Annotated in this window: 16 protein-coding genes; 7 read left to right on the forward strand and 9 right to left on the reverse strand. The window is 62.5% G+C overall.

The genetic code is table 11. The features are described 5' to 3' along the window. Positions 1–2: 2 nt before the first annotated feature. Both BV82_RS00780 and BV82_RS00785 read right to left on the reverse strand, forming a co-directional pair. On the reverse strand, positions 3–1508 hold the full coding sequence (locus BV82_RS00780) for a DUF3300 domain-containing protein (protein ID WP_036995284.1): 1506 nt from the start codon (positions 1506–1508) through the stop codon (positions 3–5). A gap of 155 nt (positions 1509–1663) precedes the next feature. Beyond that, on the reverse strand, positions 1664–2977 hold the full coding sequence (locus BV82_RS00785; protein WP_036995285.1) for a sigma-54 interaction domain-containing protein: 1314 nt from the start codon (positions 2975–2977) through the stop codon (positions 1664–1666). A gap of 254 nt (positions 2978–3231) precedes the next feature. Between BV82_RS00785 and BV82_RS00790 the strand changes: the two genes are divergently transcribed. The 3 genes from BV82_RS00790 to BV82_RS00800 are packed head-to-tail and all read left to right on the forward strand — an operon-like array spanning position 3232 to position 6245. Then, positions 3232–4116, forward strand: a complete 885-nt coding sequence (locus BV82_RS00790; RefSeq protein ID WP_036995286.1) for an MBL fold metallo-hydrolase — start codon at positions 3232–3234, stop codon at positions 4114–4116. Positions 4117–4152: 36 nt separating this feature from the next. After that, entirely contained in the window at positions 4153–5430 is a 1278-nt protein-coding gene (locus tag BV82_RS00795; protein ID WP_036995287.1) for an NAD(P)/FAD-dependent oxidoreductase, read from the forward strand. After that, positions 5427–6245 carry a sulfite exporter TauE/SafE family protein gene (locus BV82_RS00800; RefSeq protein WP_010222698.1) on the forward strand — a complete coding sequence of 273 codons (819 nt, stop codon included), beginning with the start codon at positions 5427–5429 and terminating at the stop codon, positions 6243–6245. The genes BV82_RS00795 and BV82_RS00800 overlap by 4 nt, the downstream gene beginning before the upstream one ends. A 4-nt stretch (positions 6246–6249) precedes the next feature. On the opposite strand, the gene BV82_RS00805 is transcribed toward BV82_RS00800, so the two are convergent. Then, positions 6250–7137 (reverse strand): LysR family transcriptional regulator, encoded by an 888-nt coding sequence (locus tag BV82_RS00805; protein WP_010222697.1) that lies wholly within the window; start codon positions 7135–7137, stop codon positions 6250–6252. A gap of 137 nt (positions 7138–7274) precedes the next feature. Between BV82_RS00805 and BV82_RS00810 the strand changes: the two genes are divergently transcribed. Both BV82_RS00810 and BV82_RS00815 read left to right on the forward strand, forming a co-directional pair. Then, on the forward strand, positions 7275–8921 hold the full coding sequence (locus tag BV82_RS00810) for a GMC family oxidoreductase (protein ID WP_036995288.1): 1647 nt from the start codon (positions 7275–7277) through the stop codon (positions 8919–8921). Between the two features lie 100 nt (positions 8922–9021). Then, positions 9022–10644, forward strand: coding sequence for an MFS transporter (locus BV82_RS00815; RefSeq protein WP_036995289.1), 1623 nt, complete (start codon positions 9022–9024; stop codon positions 10642–10644). A gap of 173 nt (positions 10645–10817) precedes the next feature. Here the strand turns inward: BV82_RS00815 and BV82_RS00820 are convergent, their stop codons facing one another. The 4 genes from BV82_RS00820 to glyQ all read right to left on the reverse strand — a co-directional run bounded on the left by BV82_RS00820 (position 10818) and on the right by glyQ (position 15185). Then, positions 10818–11588 carry a lysophospholipid acyltransferase family protein gene (locus tag BV82_RS00820; protein ID WP_010222693.1) on the reverse strand — a complete coding sequence of 257 codons (771 nt, stop codon included), beginning with the start codon at positions 11586–11588 and terminating at the stop codon, positions 10818–10820. Positions 11589–11649: 61 nt separating this feature from the next. Then, the gene (gene gmhB, locus BV82_RS00825) at positions 11650–12183 is read right to left on the reverse strand and encodes a D-glycero-beta-D-manno-heptose 1,7-bisphosphate 7-phosphatase (RefSeq protein ID WP_010222692.1); all 534 of its coding nucleotides are present in this window, start codon (positions 12181–12183) and stop codon (positions 11650–11652) included. Positions 12184–12186: 3 nt separating this feature from the next. After that, positions 12187–14241, reverse strand: coding sequence for a glycine--tRNA ligase subunit beta (gene glyS, locus BV82_RS00830; protein ID WP_036995290.1), 2055 nt, complete (start codon positions 14239–14241; stop codon positions 12187–12189). Beyond that, complete coding sequence (glyQ, locus tag BV82_RS00835) at positions 14238–15185, reverse strand: glycine--tRNA ligase subunit alpha (RefSeq protein WP_010222689.1); 948 nt, start codon at positions 15183–15185, stop codon at positions 14238–14240. The genes glyS and glyQ overlap by 4 nt, the downstream gene beginning before the upstream one ends. Positions 15186–15267: 82 nt before the next feature. On the opposite strand from glyQ, the gene BV82_RS00840 reads away from it, so the two are divergent. Together BV82_RS00840 and BV82_RS00845 are read left to right on the forward strand one after the other, a co-directional pair. Further along, the gene (locus tag BV82_RS00840; RefSeq protein ID WP_010222688.1) at positions 15268–15819 is read left to right on the forward strand and encodes a DNA-3-methyladenine glycosylase I; all 552 of its coding nucleotides are present in this window, start codon (positions 15268–15270) and stop codon (positions 15817–15819) included. Positions 15820–15858: 39 nt separating this feature from the next. Beyond that, the gene (locus BV82_RS00845; RefSeq protein ID WP_036995291.1) at positions 15859–16746 is read left to right on the forward strand and encodes a lysophospholipid acyltransferase; all 888 of its coding nucleotides are present in this window, start codon (positions 15859–15861) and stop codon (positions 16744–16746) included. A 92-nt stretch (positions 16747–16838) separates the two neighbouring features. On the opposite strand, the gene BV82_RS00850 is transcribed toward BV82_RS00845, so the two are convergent. After that, on the reverse strand, positions 16839–17150 hold the full coding sequence (locus tag BV82_RS00850; protein ID WP_010222686.1) for a tetratricopeptide repeat protein: 312 nt from the start codon (positions 17148–17150) through the stop codon (positions 16839–16841). Between the two features lie 12 nt (positions 17151–17162). Then, positions 17163–18536 (reverse strand): Trk system potassium transporter TrkA, encoded by a 1374-nt coding sequence (gene trkA / locus BV82_RS00855; protein ID WP_036995292.1) that lies wholly within the window; start codon positions 18534–18536, stop codon positions 17163–17165. Positions 18537–18552 lie beyond the last annotated feature (16 nt).

The following is an 18552-nucleotide window of genomic DNA, read 5'->3' on the forward strand; positions in this document are numbered from 1 at the left end:
TCTCAACGGCGACGGCCGCCACCGCTGGGTTGCATCCGCGCGGGTCGTTGTACCTGGTGGCCCGCAGACGCTGCGGACGGTCGGCTGGCGCTCCGTTGGCTGACCTGGCCACGATTGCTCGCGATGCGTGACTGCGAAGGGTTGCGCACACCGGCCAACGCATTGTTGCGGGGCGCCTGGGCGCTAACATGTTGCTGGCGGACTTGCTGACGTGCTTGTTGGTTGCGCCCCGTCTGCTGAGGCTGGCGGTTCTCCTGGGGCGCCTGCGCACGCTGACGGGCCTGACCGTCACTCTTCAGTTGGCGATCGGCAACCTGGGCGCGCTCGCGTGCATTGCCGGACGGCTTGATGCCCTGCTTTTCCAGGCTCTGTTGGGCGCGCTCGCGGTCGGCACTCTGCACCCGTTGGCGGGCTTCAAGGTTACTGGTTGCCGGTGCTTCGATGCCGCGCTGTGCCAGGGTTTCACGTGCCCGCGCGCGATCTTCGACCCGGGCCGGCGTGTCACCGCGGTAGGCTGTGCGCTCTGCACTGCCGGGTAAGCGTCGGTCGAACTGGGCTCGACTGGCTTGGTCGCGGTACGGGACGCCGTCGCGATACGCAGGATTATGGCGCCAGTTGTTCTGGTTGGCATCGAGCCTGCGGTTGACGTTGTTGATATTGTTGTAGCGATTGACGTTGATATCGACGTCATGATCGTCCCAATCGCAATCCCCCCACAACGAATTGACGATCGCTACGCCAGCACCGAAAGCCAGGCCGGTCGCTAACGCCGTGCCGATGGCATACCCCGGTGGTGGCGGATAATACGCTGGTGGATAGGATGGTGAGGACCAACTGCCGTACACCACAGAGGGGTTGTAGCTTGGGACGTATACAACCTGCGGGTTGGTCGGCTGGATAACGATAGTCTGTGCCGGCGCGGCACCTTGCACCACCGTGGTCGTGCCGCCAGCAGGGGCGCTTGCCGGTTGCACGATAACGGTCTGCTGATCGTTGGACTCCAGGTGGCCAGCAGCCTTGGCCTTGGCGCGCAGGCGCTGCACCGAGTTCATCACCGCGTCGGGCTGGGCGAGAAAGGCATCACCGACGCGTTGCACCCAGACCGGGTCCTGGGCAAGTGTGGCCAGCACCTGCGGAAACGCCACCAACGATTGCACGCTGGGGTCCCAAGGTTGGTCGGCGACCTGCTTGACGGCGGCATCACCGCTGACGTTCGGATGCGCCTTGGACCAGACAACCGCGTCGGCGACATTGCCTGGATAGGTGGTGGCCATCAGCACCTGAGCCAGTAAAGCGTCCGGATACAACGCCAACGGTGCAAGCATTTGATCAAGCTGTTCGGTGCTGAATACCGCCTCGCTTGGCGCCGTCGGAGCGGCCGATACAGCCGGTACAGCCGTTGCCGGCGCCGTGGCGCTTGCCTTAGGTTGCGCATCCTCTTCGGAACAGCCAAAAAGCGCGAGCATGGCGATGGTGAGCAGAATCGCCCTGTGAAGGCAGGCAGACATGACGATGCTCCTGTGGCAGAAAAGACAGAGCGGAACGTCAGGCGCCCTGGCACCTCGTTACCGACTCGGCAATCGATGCATGGAACGCTCTCCGCAGCGGGTGAGCAGTTTCAGCGTAGAAGAAAAAGCCGGGGTTTGTTGTTTCTGCGCCGGGCTCAAAGGCCCAATGCGCGCAGGCGTCGGTACAAGGTGCGTTCACTCATCCCCAGATGACGCGCCAGCTCACTGCGCGATCCATTGAAGCTGTCCAGGGCCTGGGCCAACTGCCCGAGGTTGTCTTTGGATCGACGGCTCATGCTTGGCATCGGCTCAAGTCCCGAACCGAGCTCCGCAGGCAGATGTTCGGCACGAATCAGTCCGTCGTCGGCGAACAGCCGTGCCCGCTCGAGGAAATTACGCAGCTCGCGAATGTTGCCGGGATAGGCGTACAAGCTCAGCCGTTTCATCGCCTGTGGGTCGAGCTGCGGGGCCGACGCACCCGCCATCCGTTGCAACAAACTCTCGATCAACAACGGCAGATCATCGACCCGCTCGCGTAATGCCGGCAAGCGAATCGGAAAGCCGCTGATACGGTAGTACAGGTCTTCACGGAAGGTGCCCGCCGCTGCCATTTCCTTGAGGGGTTTGTGGGTAGCCGAGACCAGCCGGAAATCTGAGTGAACCGTGCGCAGGCTGCCAACCGGACGAAAGCTGCCGGACTCGATCAGGCGCAGCAGTTTGACCTGCATCGCCAACGGCACTTCGCCGATTTCATCAAGGAACAAGGTGCCGCCATGGGCGGCTTCCGCCAGGCCGATCTTGCGTTGGTAGGCGCCGGTAAAGGCGCCCTTCTCGTAGCCGAACAGCTCGCTCTCGAACAACGACTCGGTCAGGCCGGTGCAATCAACCACCACTAGCGGGCCGCTGGCTCTCGGACTGCCCAGGTGCAGGGCGCGGGCAAACAGCTCCTTGCCGGTGCCGGATTCGCCCTGGAGCAATACCGGGATTTGCGCAGGTGCCGCACGCTGCAGGCTGGCCAGTGCGTTCTGGAACGCCGGCGAGCGCCCGACCAAGCCGTGTTGTTGGGGCTGAGCCGAGGCGACGGTGATGCTGGTCAGCCGCTCGACAAAAGCCACCACCTCACCCTGTTCGTCGAGGATCGGACGCAACTCGACATCCACATGTTCCGGCCCGCGAGGGGTGTGGTGCACATGCAACACACGCTCAGGCACCCGGCTGTCCCAGGCCTTGCGCATCGGGCAGTGTTCACCGGCCTGGTCGCAAGGGACAGCGTAGTGATGGGAGACCCGATGGCACTTGGCGCCAATGGGTGGCTGACCGTCAATGCCGAACTGGCGTCGGTAGGCGCCGTTGGCGGCGAGGATGTTGTAGTCGGTGTCCAGCACGATGGTCGGCTGGGCATCGTGTTCGAGGTAGGACACCAATGCCTGCACGGCAGGATCGGCAGCAACAGCGGGAGAGAAGGACATGACGACACCTGGGCAAGCTCGGGCAGAGCTTAACTGAAGGTGCCGAGGACTGCCAAAAACTGTCAGGTGCTGCCATGTCACTGCCAACTATGCTGACAGTCTGGCAGCGCAGAGTTTTAGGCCGCCCGGAAAATCGCCGTAACCATTGGGAAACAGCCTACCCATACGGTGGCACATATCTTGATGACAGCTTCTCCACTGCCAGCCAGCCTTGAAGCGTGGTTGGCACTTGCGAAGAATTCGGAGCGTGGTAAATGATCATCGGCGGCAATTTGTATGTGGAGGCACTGTTCGACAGTGTGACTTCGACCATCAGCTATCTGGTGATGGACCGTAGCAGCGGCGACTGTGCCTTGATCGACAGTGTGCTCGATTACGATCCGAAATCAGGGCGCACCAGCAGTGCTTCGGCCGACAAGCTGATTGGCCGGGTGACTGAACTGGGCGGCAAGGTTCAGTGGATTCTGGAAACCCACGTGCATGCTGATCACCTGTCTGCGGCGACCTACCTCAAGCAGATCCTGGGCGGCCAGATTGCCATCGGTAGCCAGATCACCCAGGTGCAAAAGGTCTTCGGTGCGTTGTTCAACGCCGATGGCCGCTTCGCTCGCGATGGCAGTCAGTTCGATGTGCTGTTCGACGATGAGCAGCCCTTTGGCATCGGTAACCTTCAGGCGCGTGCCTTGCACACGCCCGGGCATACTCCGGCGTGCATGACTTATGTGGTGGAGGTCGGCGGGCAGAGCATCGCCTTTGTTGGTGATACCTTGTTCATGCCCGATTACGGCACCGCCCGTTGCGACTTTCCCGGTGCCAGCGCACGTACCCTGTACCGCTCGATCCAGCGCATCCTTGCCCTGCCCGCCGAGACGCGCCTGTTCATGTGCCACGACTACCTGCCGGGTGGCCGCGAACTACGTTACATGACCACGGTCGCCGAACAGCGCGCCAGCAATATCCACATCCATGAAGGCATCAGCGAAGACAGCTTCGTCGCCATGCGCGAAGCCCGCGACGCCACCCTGGAGATGCCGGTACTGATCCTGCCCTCGGTGCAAATCAACATGCGCAGTGGCCAGTTGCCCGAGCCTGAAGAGAACGGAGTGCGCTACCTGAAGATCCCGCTCAACGTGCTCTGAGCTTCACCCCAGAATTATTATTAGAAGGACCCTGCCATGCATGCTCAACCCTCCCCTGCCGAGGTGCCGAAAGGCGACCACCATAAAGTGCTGATCGTCGGTGCCGGTGCCGCTGGTATCGCCGCCGCCTCCAGCCTGATCTGTCGCGACCCTTCGCTGGATGTCGCGATCATCGACCCTGCCGATGTGCACTACTACCAACCCGGCTGGACCATGGTGGGCGCCGGGATCTTCCAGGCGCCTTCGACGGCACGCACCATGGCCTCGACCATTCCCGGTGGCGTGCAGTGGATCAAGGCACGGGTCGAGACCTTTGACCCGCAGGCACAAACGGTCACTCTTGATGACGGCCGGCTGCTCAGTTACGAGCAGTTGGTGGTCTGCCCAGGGCTGAAGCTCGACTGGGATGCCATCGAAGGCCTGAGGGAAACCCTCGGGCGCAATGGCGTGACCTCCAACTACCGCTACGACCTGGCCCCCTATACCTGGCAACTGGTGCAGAACCTGCGTGAGGGCCAGGCGCTGTTCACTCAGCCGCCGATGCCGATCAAGTGTGCCGGCGCGCCGCAAAAGGCCTTGTACCTGTCTTGCGATCACTGGTTGCGCAATGGTCGTCTGGGCAGCATTCAGGCGCAGTTCTTCAATGCCGGGGGCGTGCTGTTCGGGGTGCCCGACTACGTTCCGGCATTGATGGAGTACATCGATAAGTACGCGGTAGACCTGCAGTACGCCCATCGCCTGGTGGCTGTCGATGGCCCGGGCAAGCGGGCCACCTTTGTGCGCACCCTGCCCGACGGCAGCAGCGAGACCCGGGTTCAACCCTTCGATATGCTGCATGTGGTGCCGCCGCAGGTTGCGCCTGATTTCATCCGCAACAGCCCGCTGGCTGACCAGGCCGGTTGGCTCGATGTCGACCCGGCTACCTTGCGCCACAAACGCTACAGCAACATCCACGCCCTGGGTGATGGCATCAATACCAGCAACGCCAAGACTGCGGCGGCGGCGCGCAAACAGGCGCCGGTGGTGGCCAACAACGTGCTGGTGGCGCTGGGGCGCCTGCCCAACCTCGCCCACTATGATGGCTACGGCTCCTGCCCGCTGACCGTCGAGCGCGGCAAGATCGTCCTCGCCGAGTTCACCTACGGCGGCAAGCTGGCGCCGAGCTTCCCGCGCTGGCTGCTCGACGGCCGCCGGCCGACGCGCCTGGCCTGGCTGCTGAAGGCGCAGATCCTGCCGCCGTTGTACTGGCGCTGCATGCTCAAGGGCCGCGAATGGCTGGCCAAACCCCGGGTTGCCGCCGAGGGCCTGCGGTGATCGAGCATCAATTTCTGGCGGCAGGTTTAGGGGCGATTATTGGTGCGGTGCTGGCGCTGACCGGCGCTGGCGGCGGCATTCTGGCCGTGCCCTTGCTGGTGTTTGGCTTGGGGTTGTCGATGGTCGAGGCGGCGCCAGTCGGCTTGCTGGCCGTCGGCATGGCGGCGGCGGTAGGTGCCCTGCTGGGATTGCGCCAGGGCCTGGTGCGTTATCGCGCGGCGCTGTTCGTGGCGTTGATTGGCATCGCTATCGCACCCTTCGGGCTGATGCTTGCCCATCGTCTGCCGAACGGGCCATTGGCCCTGAGCTTTGCCCTGGTGCTGGTCTATGCCTGTGCGCGCATGCTGCTCAAGGCTCGCCGGGAGCTTCGCGGCGAGCCGCCACTGGGCCCGCGCCACGTCATGCCCTGCGTGCTCAACCCCTTGCAGGGGCGACTGCGCTGGACCCTGCCCTGTGCCCGCGCCCTGGCCTTTACCGGTGTACTGTCGGGTTTGCTTTCGGGATTGCTCGGTGTCGGTGGTGGCTTCGTGATCATCCCGGCGCTGAGCCGCTACACCAACCTTGACATGAAGAGCATCGTTGCCACTTCGCTGGCGGTGATCGCCCTGGTGTCGACTGGCAGTGTGGTCAGCGCGACAGTCGGCGGCGTCATGCATTGGGCGGTGGGCGCGCCGTTTGCAGGCGGCGCGGTGCTCGGGCTGCTGCTGGCGCGTCAGCTCGCCAGCAAGCTGGCCGGGCCGCGCTTGCAGCAAATGTTTGCAGGTGTGGGGATCTGCGCAGCCTTGCTGCTGGCGGTCAAAACCTTGGGCAGCTGACGCCCTACTCCGCCAGCAAGGCATCCTGCTCTTGCGCGCACAGGGCCAGGAGAAAATCCCAGACCACGCGCAGGCGTACTGATTTGTGCAGCTCGCGGCGGGTACAGATCCAGTAGCTGCGCTGGATGGTTTCGCTGGGCAATACCCGCACCAACGCCGGATCGTGGCGGGCCATGTAGTTGGGTAGCACGGCGATGCCCAGGCCGGCGCGAGCGGCCTGTTGCTGGGCGATCACGCTGGTGCTGCGAAACACCACATTGGGTGCGCGGCAGAAGCTGTTCAAAAACAGTAATTCCTGGCTGAACAGCAGGTCGTCGACGTAGCCGATCCAGCTGTGCTTGGCCAGGTCTTCACGGTAATTGAGGGCCGGCGCCTGGGCCAGGTATTCGGGGCTGGCGTACAGCGCCAGGCGGTAGTCGGTGAGTTTGCGAGTTATCAACAGGTCGGCGTTCGGCCGCTCCAGGTGGATGCTGATCTCCGCTTCGCGGTTGAGAATGCTGACAAAGCGCGGCACCGCCACCAGCTCTACCTCAAGGCCCGGATAGCGTTCGAACAGGCTGCCCATGCGCGGGGTGAAGAACATGATGCCGATGCCTTCGGTCACCCCCAGGCGAATCTTGCCCAGCGGGGTGATGGCCTGGGTGATCTCTTCCTGGGCCAGCAGGGCGACGTTTTCCATCGCTTCGGCGTGCTTGAGCAGGGCCTGCCCGGACGGCGTCAATTCGTAGCCCTGGGCATGTTGAACGAACAGCGCGGTGCCCAGGCTCTGCTCGATATTGTCGATGTGCCGGGCCACGGTGCTGTGGGTGGTGTTGAGGCGTTTGGCCGCGGTCAGCAGGCGGCCGCTACGCTGCAACTCGAGAAAAAACCGCAGATCATTCCAGTCGAACATGCTTTTCCTTGTGAATCAGGTGTTCACGGACGTTGTGTTAAAACGCACAGCACTTGAGTGAAATCTAACGTTTTCATCCCGAAATTAATCAATAACATGGGCTGGGACAAGAATAATAATCAGGCGCGAGGTTGCCCATGCCATCAGCCGATCCTGTCTACGACTATGTGGTGGTGGGTGCCGGCCCTGCCGGATGCCTATTGGCCAACCGCTTATCTGCCGACCCAGGCTGCCGGGTGCTGCTGCTCGAAGCCGGTGGGCGCGACAACTACCCCTGGATTCACATTCCGGTGGGCTACCTCTACTGCATCGGCAATCCGCGTACCGACTGGTGCTTCAAGACCGAAGTGCAACCCGGCCTCAATGGCCGCACCCTGGGTTATCCGCGAGGCAAGGTGCTCGGGGGCTGTTCCTCCATCAACGGCATGATCTACATGCGCGGCCAGGCTGGCGATTACGATCGCTGGGCCGAGCAGGGCAATGCCGGTTGGGCCTGGAAGGACGTGCTGCCACTGTTCAAGGCCAGCGAGCACCACTTCGGCGGCGCCAGCGAAGCGCATGGCAATCAAGGCGAGTGGCGGGTCGAGCAACAGCGCTACGCCTGGCCGATCCTCGATGCGTTCCGCGAAGCGGCGGCGCAGAGCGGCATTGCCAGCGTTGCTGACTTCAACACCGGGGATAACCAGGGCTGTGGATACTTTCAGGTCAACCAGCGCGCCGGCATTCGCTGGAACTCGGCCAAAGCCTTTCTGCGCCCGATCCGCAATCGTCCCAACCTGACCGTGCTGACCGATGTGCTGGTTGATCAGGTGTTGCTGGAAGATGGCCGCGCGTGCGCGGTACGTGCCCGCTGGCAGGGCAATTGGCAGCACTTCAGCGCACGCCGGGAGATTATCCTGTGTGCAGGCTCCGTGGGTTCGCCCGGGATCCTGCAGCGCTCCGGCATCGGCCCGCGCGGCTTGCTCGAGAGCCTGGGGATAACTGTTCGTCACGAGCTGCCCGGCGTTGGTGGCAACCTGCAGGACCATCTGCAATTGCGTTTGATCTATCAGGTTACCCAGGCGCGAACCCTCAACCAGGTCGCCAACAGCCCCTGGGGCAAGCTTGGCATGGGCCTGCGTTACCTGTACGACCGCAGTGGACCGCTGGCGATGGCGCCGAGCCAATTGGGCGCTTTTGTTCGTTCCGGGCTGGAACAGGCTTCAGCCAACCTGCAATACCACGTGCAGCCCTTGTCGCTGGAACGCTTCGGCGAGCCACTGCACCGCTTCCCGGCTTTTACCGCTTCGGTGTGCAACCTGCGCCCGGCCAGCCGCGGGCGTATCGATATCCGTTCGGCCAACCCGGACGATGCGCCGCTGATCGATCCCAACTACCTGAGCGATCCTGAAGACCTGCGGGTTGCCGCCCAGGCCATTCGCCTGACCCGCAAGATCGTTCAGGCCCCTGCCCTGGCTGCCTTCAGCCCGCGCGAATACCTGCCGGGCCCGGACCTGCAAAGCGAAGAGCAATTGCATGAAGCCGCCGGGCAGATCGGCACTACGATCTTCCACCCTGTGGGCACCTGCCGCATGGGCAACGGGCCACTGGATGTGGTCGACAATCAGCTGCGCGTGCACGGTGTGCCGGGGCTGCGCATCGCCGATGCCTCGATCATGCCGCAAATCGTCTCCGGCAATACCTGCTCCCCTACCCTGATGATTGCCGAAAAGGCCGCGCAACTGATTCGCCAGGGGACGTTATCCACAACCAGCATCGAAAACACCGCAGTACCGACGCCCTGACCAGGGTGCGTAGCAACAACGACGCCGGACGCAGTCTGCCGGCGTCGACAGTGGAACAACAAGAATAATCACTGGGGCCTGCAGGCCGAGGACAGCAACGATGTCGGATTACATTCAAGAGCAGGGCGCTGCAACGGTGAGCAACAGCCGCCGGGAAGAACGCAAGATCATTTTCGCGTCATCCCTCGGGACGGTTTTCGAGTGGTATGACTTTTTTCTTTATGGGGCGCTGGCGGCGGTCATCAGCAAGCAGTTTTTTGCCGGGGTGAACGACACCACTGCCTTTATCTTCGCCTTGATGGCCTTCGCCGCCGGTTTTCTGGTGCGGCCCTTCGGCGCGCTGGTGTTCGGCCGCCTGGGCGACATGATCGGGCGCAAGTACACCTTCCTGGTGACCATCGTGCTGATGGGCCTGTCGACCTTTGCCGTTGGCCTGTTGCCGACCTACGCCAGCATCGGCATTGCCGCACCGATCATCCTGGTGGGGTTGCGCATGCTGCAGGGCCTGGCTCTGGGCGGTGAGTACGGTGGCGCGGCCACTTATGTTGCCGAGCATGCACCGCCCGGCAAACGCGGTTTCCACACCGGTTTTATCCAGTCCACCGCAACCCTCGGCTTGCTGTTGTCGTTGCTGGTGGTACTCGGTAGCCGCTACATCAGTGGTGACCAGTTCGAAGTCTGGGGCTGGCGCCTGCCGTTCCTGCTGTCGATCGTGCTGCTGGGGATTTCCACCTGGATCCGCATGAGCATGCATGAGTCGCCAGCCTTCGTAAAAATGAAGGCCCAGGGCAAGGCCAGTAAAGCGCCAATCCGCGAGTCGTTCGGCTCCTGGCCCAACCTCAAGGTGGTGCTCACGGCACTGTTCAGTATCAACGCCGGCCAGGCGGTGACCTTCTACACCGCACAGTTCTATGTGCTGTTCTTCCTTACCCAGATGCTCAAGATGGACCCGGCCCAGGCCAACACCCTGCTGATCATCAGCGTGGTGATCGGCGCGCCGTTCTTCGTGTTCTTCGGCTGGCTGTCGGACCGGGTTGGGCGCAAGCCGATCCTGATGCTTGGCCTGCTGCTGGCCACGGTGCTGTACTTCCCGCTGTTCAAGGCCCTGAGCCACTACGCCAACCCGCAGATCGACGCCGCCAGCCGTCAGGCGCCGATCGTGGTGATGGCCGACCCGCAGGGCTGCACCTTCCAGTTCGACCCGGTGGGCAAGGCGCGTTTTGACAGCCCGTGCGACAAGGTCAAAACCTTCCTGGTCAAACAGGGCCTGCCTTACAGCTCGGCTGAGGCGGCTGCCGGCACCGAGGTAGTGGTGAGCATTGGCGAGCGGAAAATCAGCGGCTTCGACGAAGCGGCCATGCGCGCGGCCATCGACAAGGCCGGCTACCCGGCCAAGGCGGATCCTGCCAGCGTCAACCAGCCGATGGTGGTGGTGCTGATCGTGGCGATGATCCTGATCGCGACCATGACCTACGGCCCGCTGGCGGCGGTGATGGTCGAATTGTTCCCGACCCGCATCCGCTATACCTCGATGTCGCTGCCCTATCACATCGGCAACGGCTGGTTCGGCGGCTTCCTGCCCACGGTGTCCTTTGCCTTGGTGGTGTACACCGGCGATATTTTCTACGGGCTCTGGTACCCGGTACTGATCACCGGTATCAGCCTGGTGGTGGGGCTGTTCTGCCTGAAAGAAACCCGTGATGTGGATATCGACAAGGTGTAAGGATTTGCAGGCACAAAAAAACCGGCGTAAGCGCCGGTTTTTTTATGCCGCGAAAAAACTTATGCACGATTTTCAAAAAACAGTCATACAGAGAAATAAGTAGCTAAATTAATCACTTAGCGAATTTTATGCTGAGAAATCCAAATACTGTACACAAGTTATCCACAGATCGGTCAGGCCACGCCCTGCGCTTGATTTGGCGCTGCTGCAGGCAGTGAGCCGAGGTCGCGCTGGGTTTGTTCGTTCCATGCCGCAGCGCGGTCGTTGAGCTCGGCAATGGCCCGTGGGCCGCTGCCTTCGGCATGCATCGGGGCGCCAATCACCACCTCGATGGTGCCAGCGCGCTTGCCCCAGCCCTGCTTGGGCCAGAACTTGCCGGCGTTGTGAGCGATCGGCAGTACCGGCAAGCCAGCGTTTACCGCCAAAGCGGCACCGCTGCGCGAGAATTTGCCGATCTGGCCAAACGGCACGCGGGTGCCTTCCGGAAAGATCAGTACCCAGACGTTCTCTTTAAGCAGCTTGTCGCCCTTGCTGGCGACTTGCTTCAAGGCGGCCTTGGGGTTGTCGCGATCGATGGCGATCGGCCGCAGCATGGCCATGGCCCAGCCGAAGAACGGCACGTACAGCAGTTCACGCTTGAGCACCTGGCTCAAGGGCGAAAAATAGGCGGAAAGGAAAAAGGTTTCCCAGGTGCTCTGGTGATTGGAGAGGATCACACAGGGTTGCTTGGGGATGTTCTCAGCCCCGGTGACCTTGACCTTGATGTTGAGAAACACCCGTACCAGCACCAGCGCAAAGCGGCACCAGTAGACGTTGATAAAGCGATATCGGGCGCTGAATGGCAGAAACGGCGCGATAAAAAAGCTCAGGGTGCACCACAGCAAGGAGCTGGTACCCAGCAGCAGGTAAAAAAGAAAAATTCTGATCGCCTGCAAGATCGACATAGCGGCATGTACCGTTGCGGGCTTGCCCGCCTAGTAAAAGTGCGCCTGTTGTGCAGGCGCGCTATTTGTGGATAAGTTCTCTGGCGATGGCTGCCAGATCATCGAAAATCAGCGTTTTTTCAGGAATTCCCTTGCTCAGGGTCTTCTCGCCTTTTCCGGTTTTTACCAGAATCGGTTGAGCATCGACGGCCAAAGCGGCTTCCAGGTCACCCTTACTATCACCGACAAACCACACGCCAGCCAGATTCACGTTGTAGTGCGTGGCAATGGCGGTGAGCATGCCCGGCTTGGGTTTGCGGCAGGCGCAGCCCTCATCGGGCCCGTGCGGGCAATAGACGATCAGCCCGACCTCGCCACCCTGCTCGGCCACCAGCCTGCGCAACTGCGCATGCATGGCGTCGAGGGTCGCCAGGTCGTAGTAGCCGCGGGCAATGCCGGACTGGTTGGTGGCCACCGCCACCGTCCAGCCGGCCTTGCTCAACTGCGCAATCGCTTCGATCGAACCGGGGATCGGAATCCACTCGTCCAGCGACTTGATGTAAGCGTCGGAGTCCTGGTTGATCACCCCGTCCCGATCGAGAATCAGCAGCTTCAAGACTTACCCCAGCAGCGAAATGTCAGCCACGCCCAGGAACAGACCGCGCAGGCGGCTGAGCAGGGCATAACGGTTGGCGCGGACTTTGGCGTCCTCGGCGTTGACCATCACCGCTTCGAAGAAGGCGTCGACCGGCTCACGCAGGGCTGCCAGGCGCGCCAGCGACTCGCTGTACTGGCGCGCGGCGGCCATTGGCTGCACGGCCTGGTCGGCTTGCTGGATCGCCGAGTACAGGGAGAACTCGTTGGCGTTGTCGAAGTACTTTGGCTCGACCGTGGTGGCGACAGCGCCCTCGGCCTTGCTCAGCAGGTTCGACACGCGCTTGTTCACCGCGGCCAGGGCTGCGGCTTCCGGCAATTGGCGGAAGGCCTGGACGGCCTGCACGCGCTGGTCGAAGTCCAGGGCCGAGCCTGGCTTGAGGGCACGTACCGACAGGTAGGTGGCAACGTCGATGCCTTCGTCTTCGTAACGGGCACGCAGACGATCGAAGACGAACTCCAGTACCTGTTCGGCCAGGCCTGCGGCCTTGACCTTGGCGCCGAACTGGGTCACGGCGAAGTTCACCGCTTCGTTCAGGTCCAGGTCCAGTTGCTTCTCGATCAGGATGCGCAGTACGCCCAGTGCCGCACGACGCAGGGCGTAGGGGTCCTTGCTGCCGGTCGGGAGCATGCCGATACCGAAGATACCGACCAAGGTGTCGAGCTTGTCGGCGATAGCCACGGCCGCACCGGTCAGGGTCGACGGCAGCTCAGCACCGGCACCGCGCGGCATGTACTGCTCGTTCAGGGCCAGGGCGACGTCTTGCGGCTCGCCGTCGTTGAGGGCGTAGTAGTAACCGGCAACACCCTGCATCTCAGGGAACTCACCGACCATCTCGGTGGCCAGGTCGCACTTCGACAGCAAACCGGCACGCGCCGCGCGTTGGGCATCGCCGCCGATACGCTGGGCGATGAAGGCGGCCAGTTTGGCAACCCGCTCGGCCTTGTCGAAAACGCTGCCCAGCTGGGCCTGGAACACCACGTTCTGCAGGCGCTCGTTGAAGCTTTCCAGCGGCTGCTTCTTGTCTTGCTTGAAGAAGAACTCGGCGTCGGTCAGGCGTGGGCGCACGACCTTCTCGTTGCCTTCGACGATCTGCTTCGGATCGCGGCTCTCGACGTTGGCCACGGTGATGAAGCGCGGCAGCAGCTTGCCGTCGGCATCCAGCAGGCAGAAGTACTTCTGGTTGTCCTGCATGGTGGTGATCAGCGCTTCCTGAGGCACTTCAAGGAAGCGTTCCTCGAACGAGCACACCAGCGGCACCGGCCATTCAACCAGGGCGGTCACTTCATCGAGCAGGGCTGGCGGCACGATGGCGCTGCCTTCCTGTTGCAGGGCAAGTTCGGCGGTGCGCTTGCTGATCAGCTCGCGGCGCTCGGCGAAATCGGCCAGGACATAGGCCTTGCGCAGGTCTTCCTGGTAGTTGGCCGGGGCACTGATGCGCACGTTTTCCGGGTGGTGGAAGCGGTGGCCACGGGATTCGCGACCGGCTTTCTGCGCCAGCAGGGTGCAGTCGACCACGTCGTCACCGAGCAGCATGACCAGCCACTGGGTCGGACGCACGAACTCTTCCTTGCGTGCACCCCAGCGCATGCGCTTGGGGATCGGCAGGTCGTTGAGCGAGTCTTCGACGATGGTTGGCAGCAGGCTGGCGGTGGCCTTGCCCGGGATGTGCTGGGAGAAGCGCAGCTTGGCGCCGCTCTGGTCGATATCCGACAGCTCTACCCCGCACTTCTTGGCAAAGCCCAGGGCGGCCTGGGTCGGGTTGCCTTCAGCGTCGAAGGCCGCCTGGCGTGGCGGGCCGTCAAGGTTGACGCTGCGGTCCGGCTGCTGGGTGTCGAGGTTGCGGATCAGTACGGCCAGGCGGCGCGGCGCGGCGAACACCTGCTTGTCGGTGTAGTTCAGGCCTGCGGCCTGCAGGCCTTTTTCGATACCGGCGAGGAAGGCATCAGCAAGGCTGCTCAGGGCCTTGGGTGGCAGTTCTTCGGTGCCCAGTTCAACCAGGAAATCTTGAGCACTCATTGTGCAGCCTCCAGCTTAGCCAACACTTCATCACGCAATTCAGGGGACGCCATCGGGAAGCCCAGCTTGGCGCGGGCTTGCAGGTAACTCTGGGCCACGGCGCGGGCCAGGGTCCGTACACGCAGGATGTAACGCTGACGCTCGGTCACCGAGATGGCGCGACGGGCATCGAGCAGGTTGAAGGTATGCGAGGCCTTGAGGACCATTTCATAGGTCGGCAGCGGCAGCTCCAGCTCGATCAGGCGGTTGGCTTCGCTCTCGTAGAAGTCGAACAGCTCGAACAGCTTCTCGACGTTGGCGTGCTCGAAGTTGTAGGTCGACTGCTCCACTTCGTTCTGGTGGAACACGTCGCCGTAGGTCACCTTGCCGAATGGGCCGTCGGTCCAGATCAGGTCGTAGACCGAATCAACGCCCTGCAGGTACATGGCCAGGCGTTCCAGGCCGTAGGTGATTTCACCGGTGACCGGGAAGCACTCGATGCCGCCTACTTGCTGGAAGTAGGTGAACTGGGTGACTTCCATGCCGTTGAGCCAGATTTCCCAACCCAGGCCCCAGGCGCCGAGGGTCGGCGATTCCCAGTTGTCTTCGACGAAACGGATGTCGTGCACCAGCGGGTCGAGGCCAATGGCTTTCAGCGAGCCCAGGTACAGTTCCTGGAAGTTCGCCGGGTTCGGCTTGAGCACCACCTGGAACTGATAGTAGTGCTGCAGGCGGTTCGGGTTTTCGCCATAACGGCCATCCGCCGGACGACGGCTAGGCTGCACATAGGCGGCGTTCCAGGTTTCCGGGCCGATGGCGCGCAGGAACGTGGCAGTATGGAAAGTGCCGGCGCCTACTTCCATATCGTAGGGCTGAAGCACCACACAACCTTGCTCGGCCCAGTAGTTCTGCAGGGCGAGGATCAAGTCTTGGAAGGTACGCACGGCTGGCGTAGGCTGGCTCACGAAATTCACCTGTTTCTAGGGCTGCGAATATAAAGAGCGGGAGTATAACCCGATTCGCGCAGGCCTCTACCCTTGGAGCCTTATGCCACGTTGCTTTTGGTGTACCGACGATCCGCTTTACCAGGCTTACCACGACCAGGAGTGGGGCACGCCGCAGCGTGATCCGCGCCAGCTGTTCGAGATGTTGCTGCTGGAAGGCTTCCAGGCCGGGTTGTCGTGGATCACCGTGCTGAAAAAGCGCGAACGCTACCGCCAGGTACTGTTCGGCTTTGACCCGCAGCGCCTGGCGCAGATGAGCGATGAAGAAATCGAGGAGCGCATGCTCGACCCGGGCATCATCCGCAACCGCCTCAAGCTCAATGCCGCACGGCGCAATGCGCGGGCCTGGCTGGAGCTGGAACACCCCGCTGATTGGCTTTGGTCGTTCGTCGGCGGTGCGCCGAAAATCAATCATTTCGTTCAGCGTAGCGAGGTGCCAGCAGTCACCGAGGAAGCCACGGCAATGAGCAAGGCCTTGCAGAAAGCCGGTTTCACCTTTGTCGGCCCGACCATCTGCTACGCCTTCATGCAGGCCACCGGCATGGTCATGGACCACACCACCGATTGTGATCGCTACGCCGCTCTGCTGCGCTGAGGGTTACAATGGCCGGCTTGCAGAAAGAGGAACCAGCCTGTGGATAAATTCAAGGGCGCCTTGATGGTCGGGGCGTTGCGGTTGTTTGCCAAGCTCCCTTGGGGCGCGGTACAGCGGGTCGGCGCGGCCATCGGCTGGATCATGTGGAAGGTGCCGAACAGTTCGCGCAACGTGGTGCGCATCAACCTGGCCAAATGCTTCCCGGAAATGGACCCGGTTGCCCGTGAGCGACTGGTGGGCCGGACCCTGATGGACATCGGCAAATCCTTCACCGAGAGTGCCTGCGCCTGGATCTGGCCGGCCCAGCGCTCGCTCGACCTGGTGCGTGAGGTCGAAGGCCTGGAAGTGCTTGAAGCTGCCCTGGCTTCGGGCAAGGGCGTGGTCGGCATTACCAGCCACCTGGGTAACTGGGAAGTGCTCAACCACTTCTATTGCAGCCAGTGCAAACCGATCATTTTCTACCGCCCGCCCAAGCTCAAGGCGGTCGATGACCTGCTGCGCGAACAGCGCGTGCAACTGGGCAACCGCGTGGCGGCGTCGACCAAGGAAGGCATCCTGAGCATCATCAAGGAAGTGCGCAAAGGCGGTCAGGTGGGGATTCCGGCCGACCCGGAGCCGGCCGAATCGGCGGGCATCTTCGTGCCATTCTTTGCCACCAAGGCACTGACCAGCAAGTTCGTGCCGAACATGCTCGCGGGCGGCAAGGCGGTCGGGGTGTTCCTGCATGCCCTGCGCCTGCCGGACGGTTCCGGTTTCAAGGTCATTCTGGAAGCGGCGCCCGAGGCGATGTACAGCGAAGACACCGAAACCTCGGCGGCGGCCATGAGCCAGGTGGTCGAGCGCTATGTGCGGGCGTATCCGAGCCAATACATGTGGAGCATGAAGCGCTTCAAGAAGCGCCCGGCGGGTGAGCCACGCTGGTATTGAGGGCCCTATCGCTGGCAAGCCAGCTCCCACAGGATCGAGTTTGGCCATCAGTTGTGGGAGCGGCGTTGCCGGCGATGGACCGCGAAGCGGTCCTAAACAGCCCTGTCGAGCTTCTTCAGAAATACCGTCATCTCTTTCTCGGCCTGCTTGTCGCCATGCGCGCGAGCCGCTTCCAGCCCCTGCTCCCAGGCCTTGCGCGCCGCCGCCAGGTCACCCTGTAGCTGATGCGCCTTGCCCAGCAGCTTCCACGCCGCCGAGTACTTCGGGTCGTGCTCGACGCAGCGCTGCAAGTGCACGGCCGCCTCGGCGCCATTGCCCTCATCGAGCCAGGCCTTGCCCAGGCCGAAACGCAACAGGGCGTTATCCACACCCTTGGCCAGCATCTTTTCCAGTGATTCGCGCATTCCAGGCCCCCCTTAGAAGAAGCTCAACCCTACATGGAACAGCTTCTCGACGTCACGGATGTACTTTTTATCCACAACGAAGAGGATCACGTGGTCGCCGGCTTCAATCACCGTGTCGTCATGGGCGATCAGTACTTCTTCGTCGCGGATGATCGCGCCGATGGTGGTGCCCGGTGGCAGGGCGATGTCTTCGATGGCCTTGCCGATTACCTTGCTCGACTTCGAGTCACCGTGGGCAATGGCCTCGATGGCCTCGGCCGCACCCCGGCGCAGCGAGTGCACGCTGACGATATCGCCGCGGCGCACGTGGGTCAGCAGGGTGCCGATGGTGGCCAGCTGCGGGCTGATGGCGATGTCGATTTCGCCACCCTGGACCAGGTCGACATAGGCCGGGTTGTTGATGATGGTCATCACCTTGCGCGCGCCCAGGCGCTTGGCCAGCAGCGAGGACATGATGTTGGCTTCATCATCGTTGGTCAGGGCCAGGAAGATGTCGGCTTCGGCAATGTTCTCTTCCAGCATCAGGTCACGGTCCGAGGCGCTGCCCTGCAGTACCACGGTGCTTTCCAGGGTGTCGGACAGGTGCCGGCAACGGGCCGGGTTCATCTCGATGATTTTCACCTGGTAGCGGCTTTCGATGGCCTCGGCCAGGCGTTCGCCGATCTGCCCGCCGCCCGCGATGACTACGCGCTTGTTGGTCTCGTCGATGCGCCGCAGCTCGCCCATCACCGCACGGATGTGCGCCTTGGCGGCGATGAAGAACACTTCGTCGTCGGCTTCGATAACCGTGTCGCCCTGCGGCAGGATCGGCCGGTCACGGCGAAAGATCGCCGCCACGCGGGTGTCGACATTGGGCATGTGCGCGCGGATCTGGCGCAGTTGCTGGCCTACCAGCGGCCCGCCGTAGTAGGCCTTGACCGCTACCAGCTGGGCTTTGCCTTCGGCGAAGTCGATCACCTGCAGGGCGCCGGGGTGTTCGATCAGGCGCTTGATGTAGTGGGTGACCACCTGCTCGGGGCTGATCAGCACGTCGACCGGAATGGCGTCGTTGTCGAACAGGCCGGCGCGAGTCAGGTAGGCCGATTCGCGCACCCGGGCGATCTTGGTCGGGGTGTGGAACAGGGTATGGGCAACCTGACAGGCGACCATGTTGGTCTCGTCGCTGTTGGTCACCGCCACCAGCATGTCGGCGTCATCGGCACCGGCCTGGCGCAGCACGGTTGGAAAGGAGGCGCGGCCTTGCACGGTGCGGATGTCCAGGCGGTCGCCGAGGTCGCGCAGACGGTCGCCATCGGTGTCGACCACGGTGATGTCGTTGGCTTCGCTGGCCAGGTGTTCAGCCAGCGTACCGCCGACCTGCCCTGCGCCGAGGATGATGATCTTCATCCGCTGTTCCCTTCTC

This window comes from Pseudomonas donghuensis (assembly GCF_000696345.2).
Taxonomy (GTDB): Bacteria; Pseudomonadota; Gammaproteobacteria; order Pseudomonadales; family Pseudomonadaceae; genus Aquipseudomonas; species Aquipseudomonas donghuensis.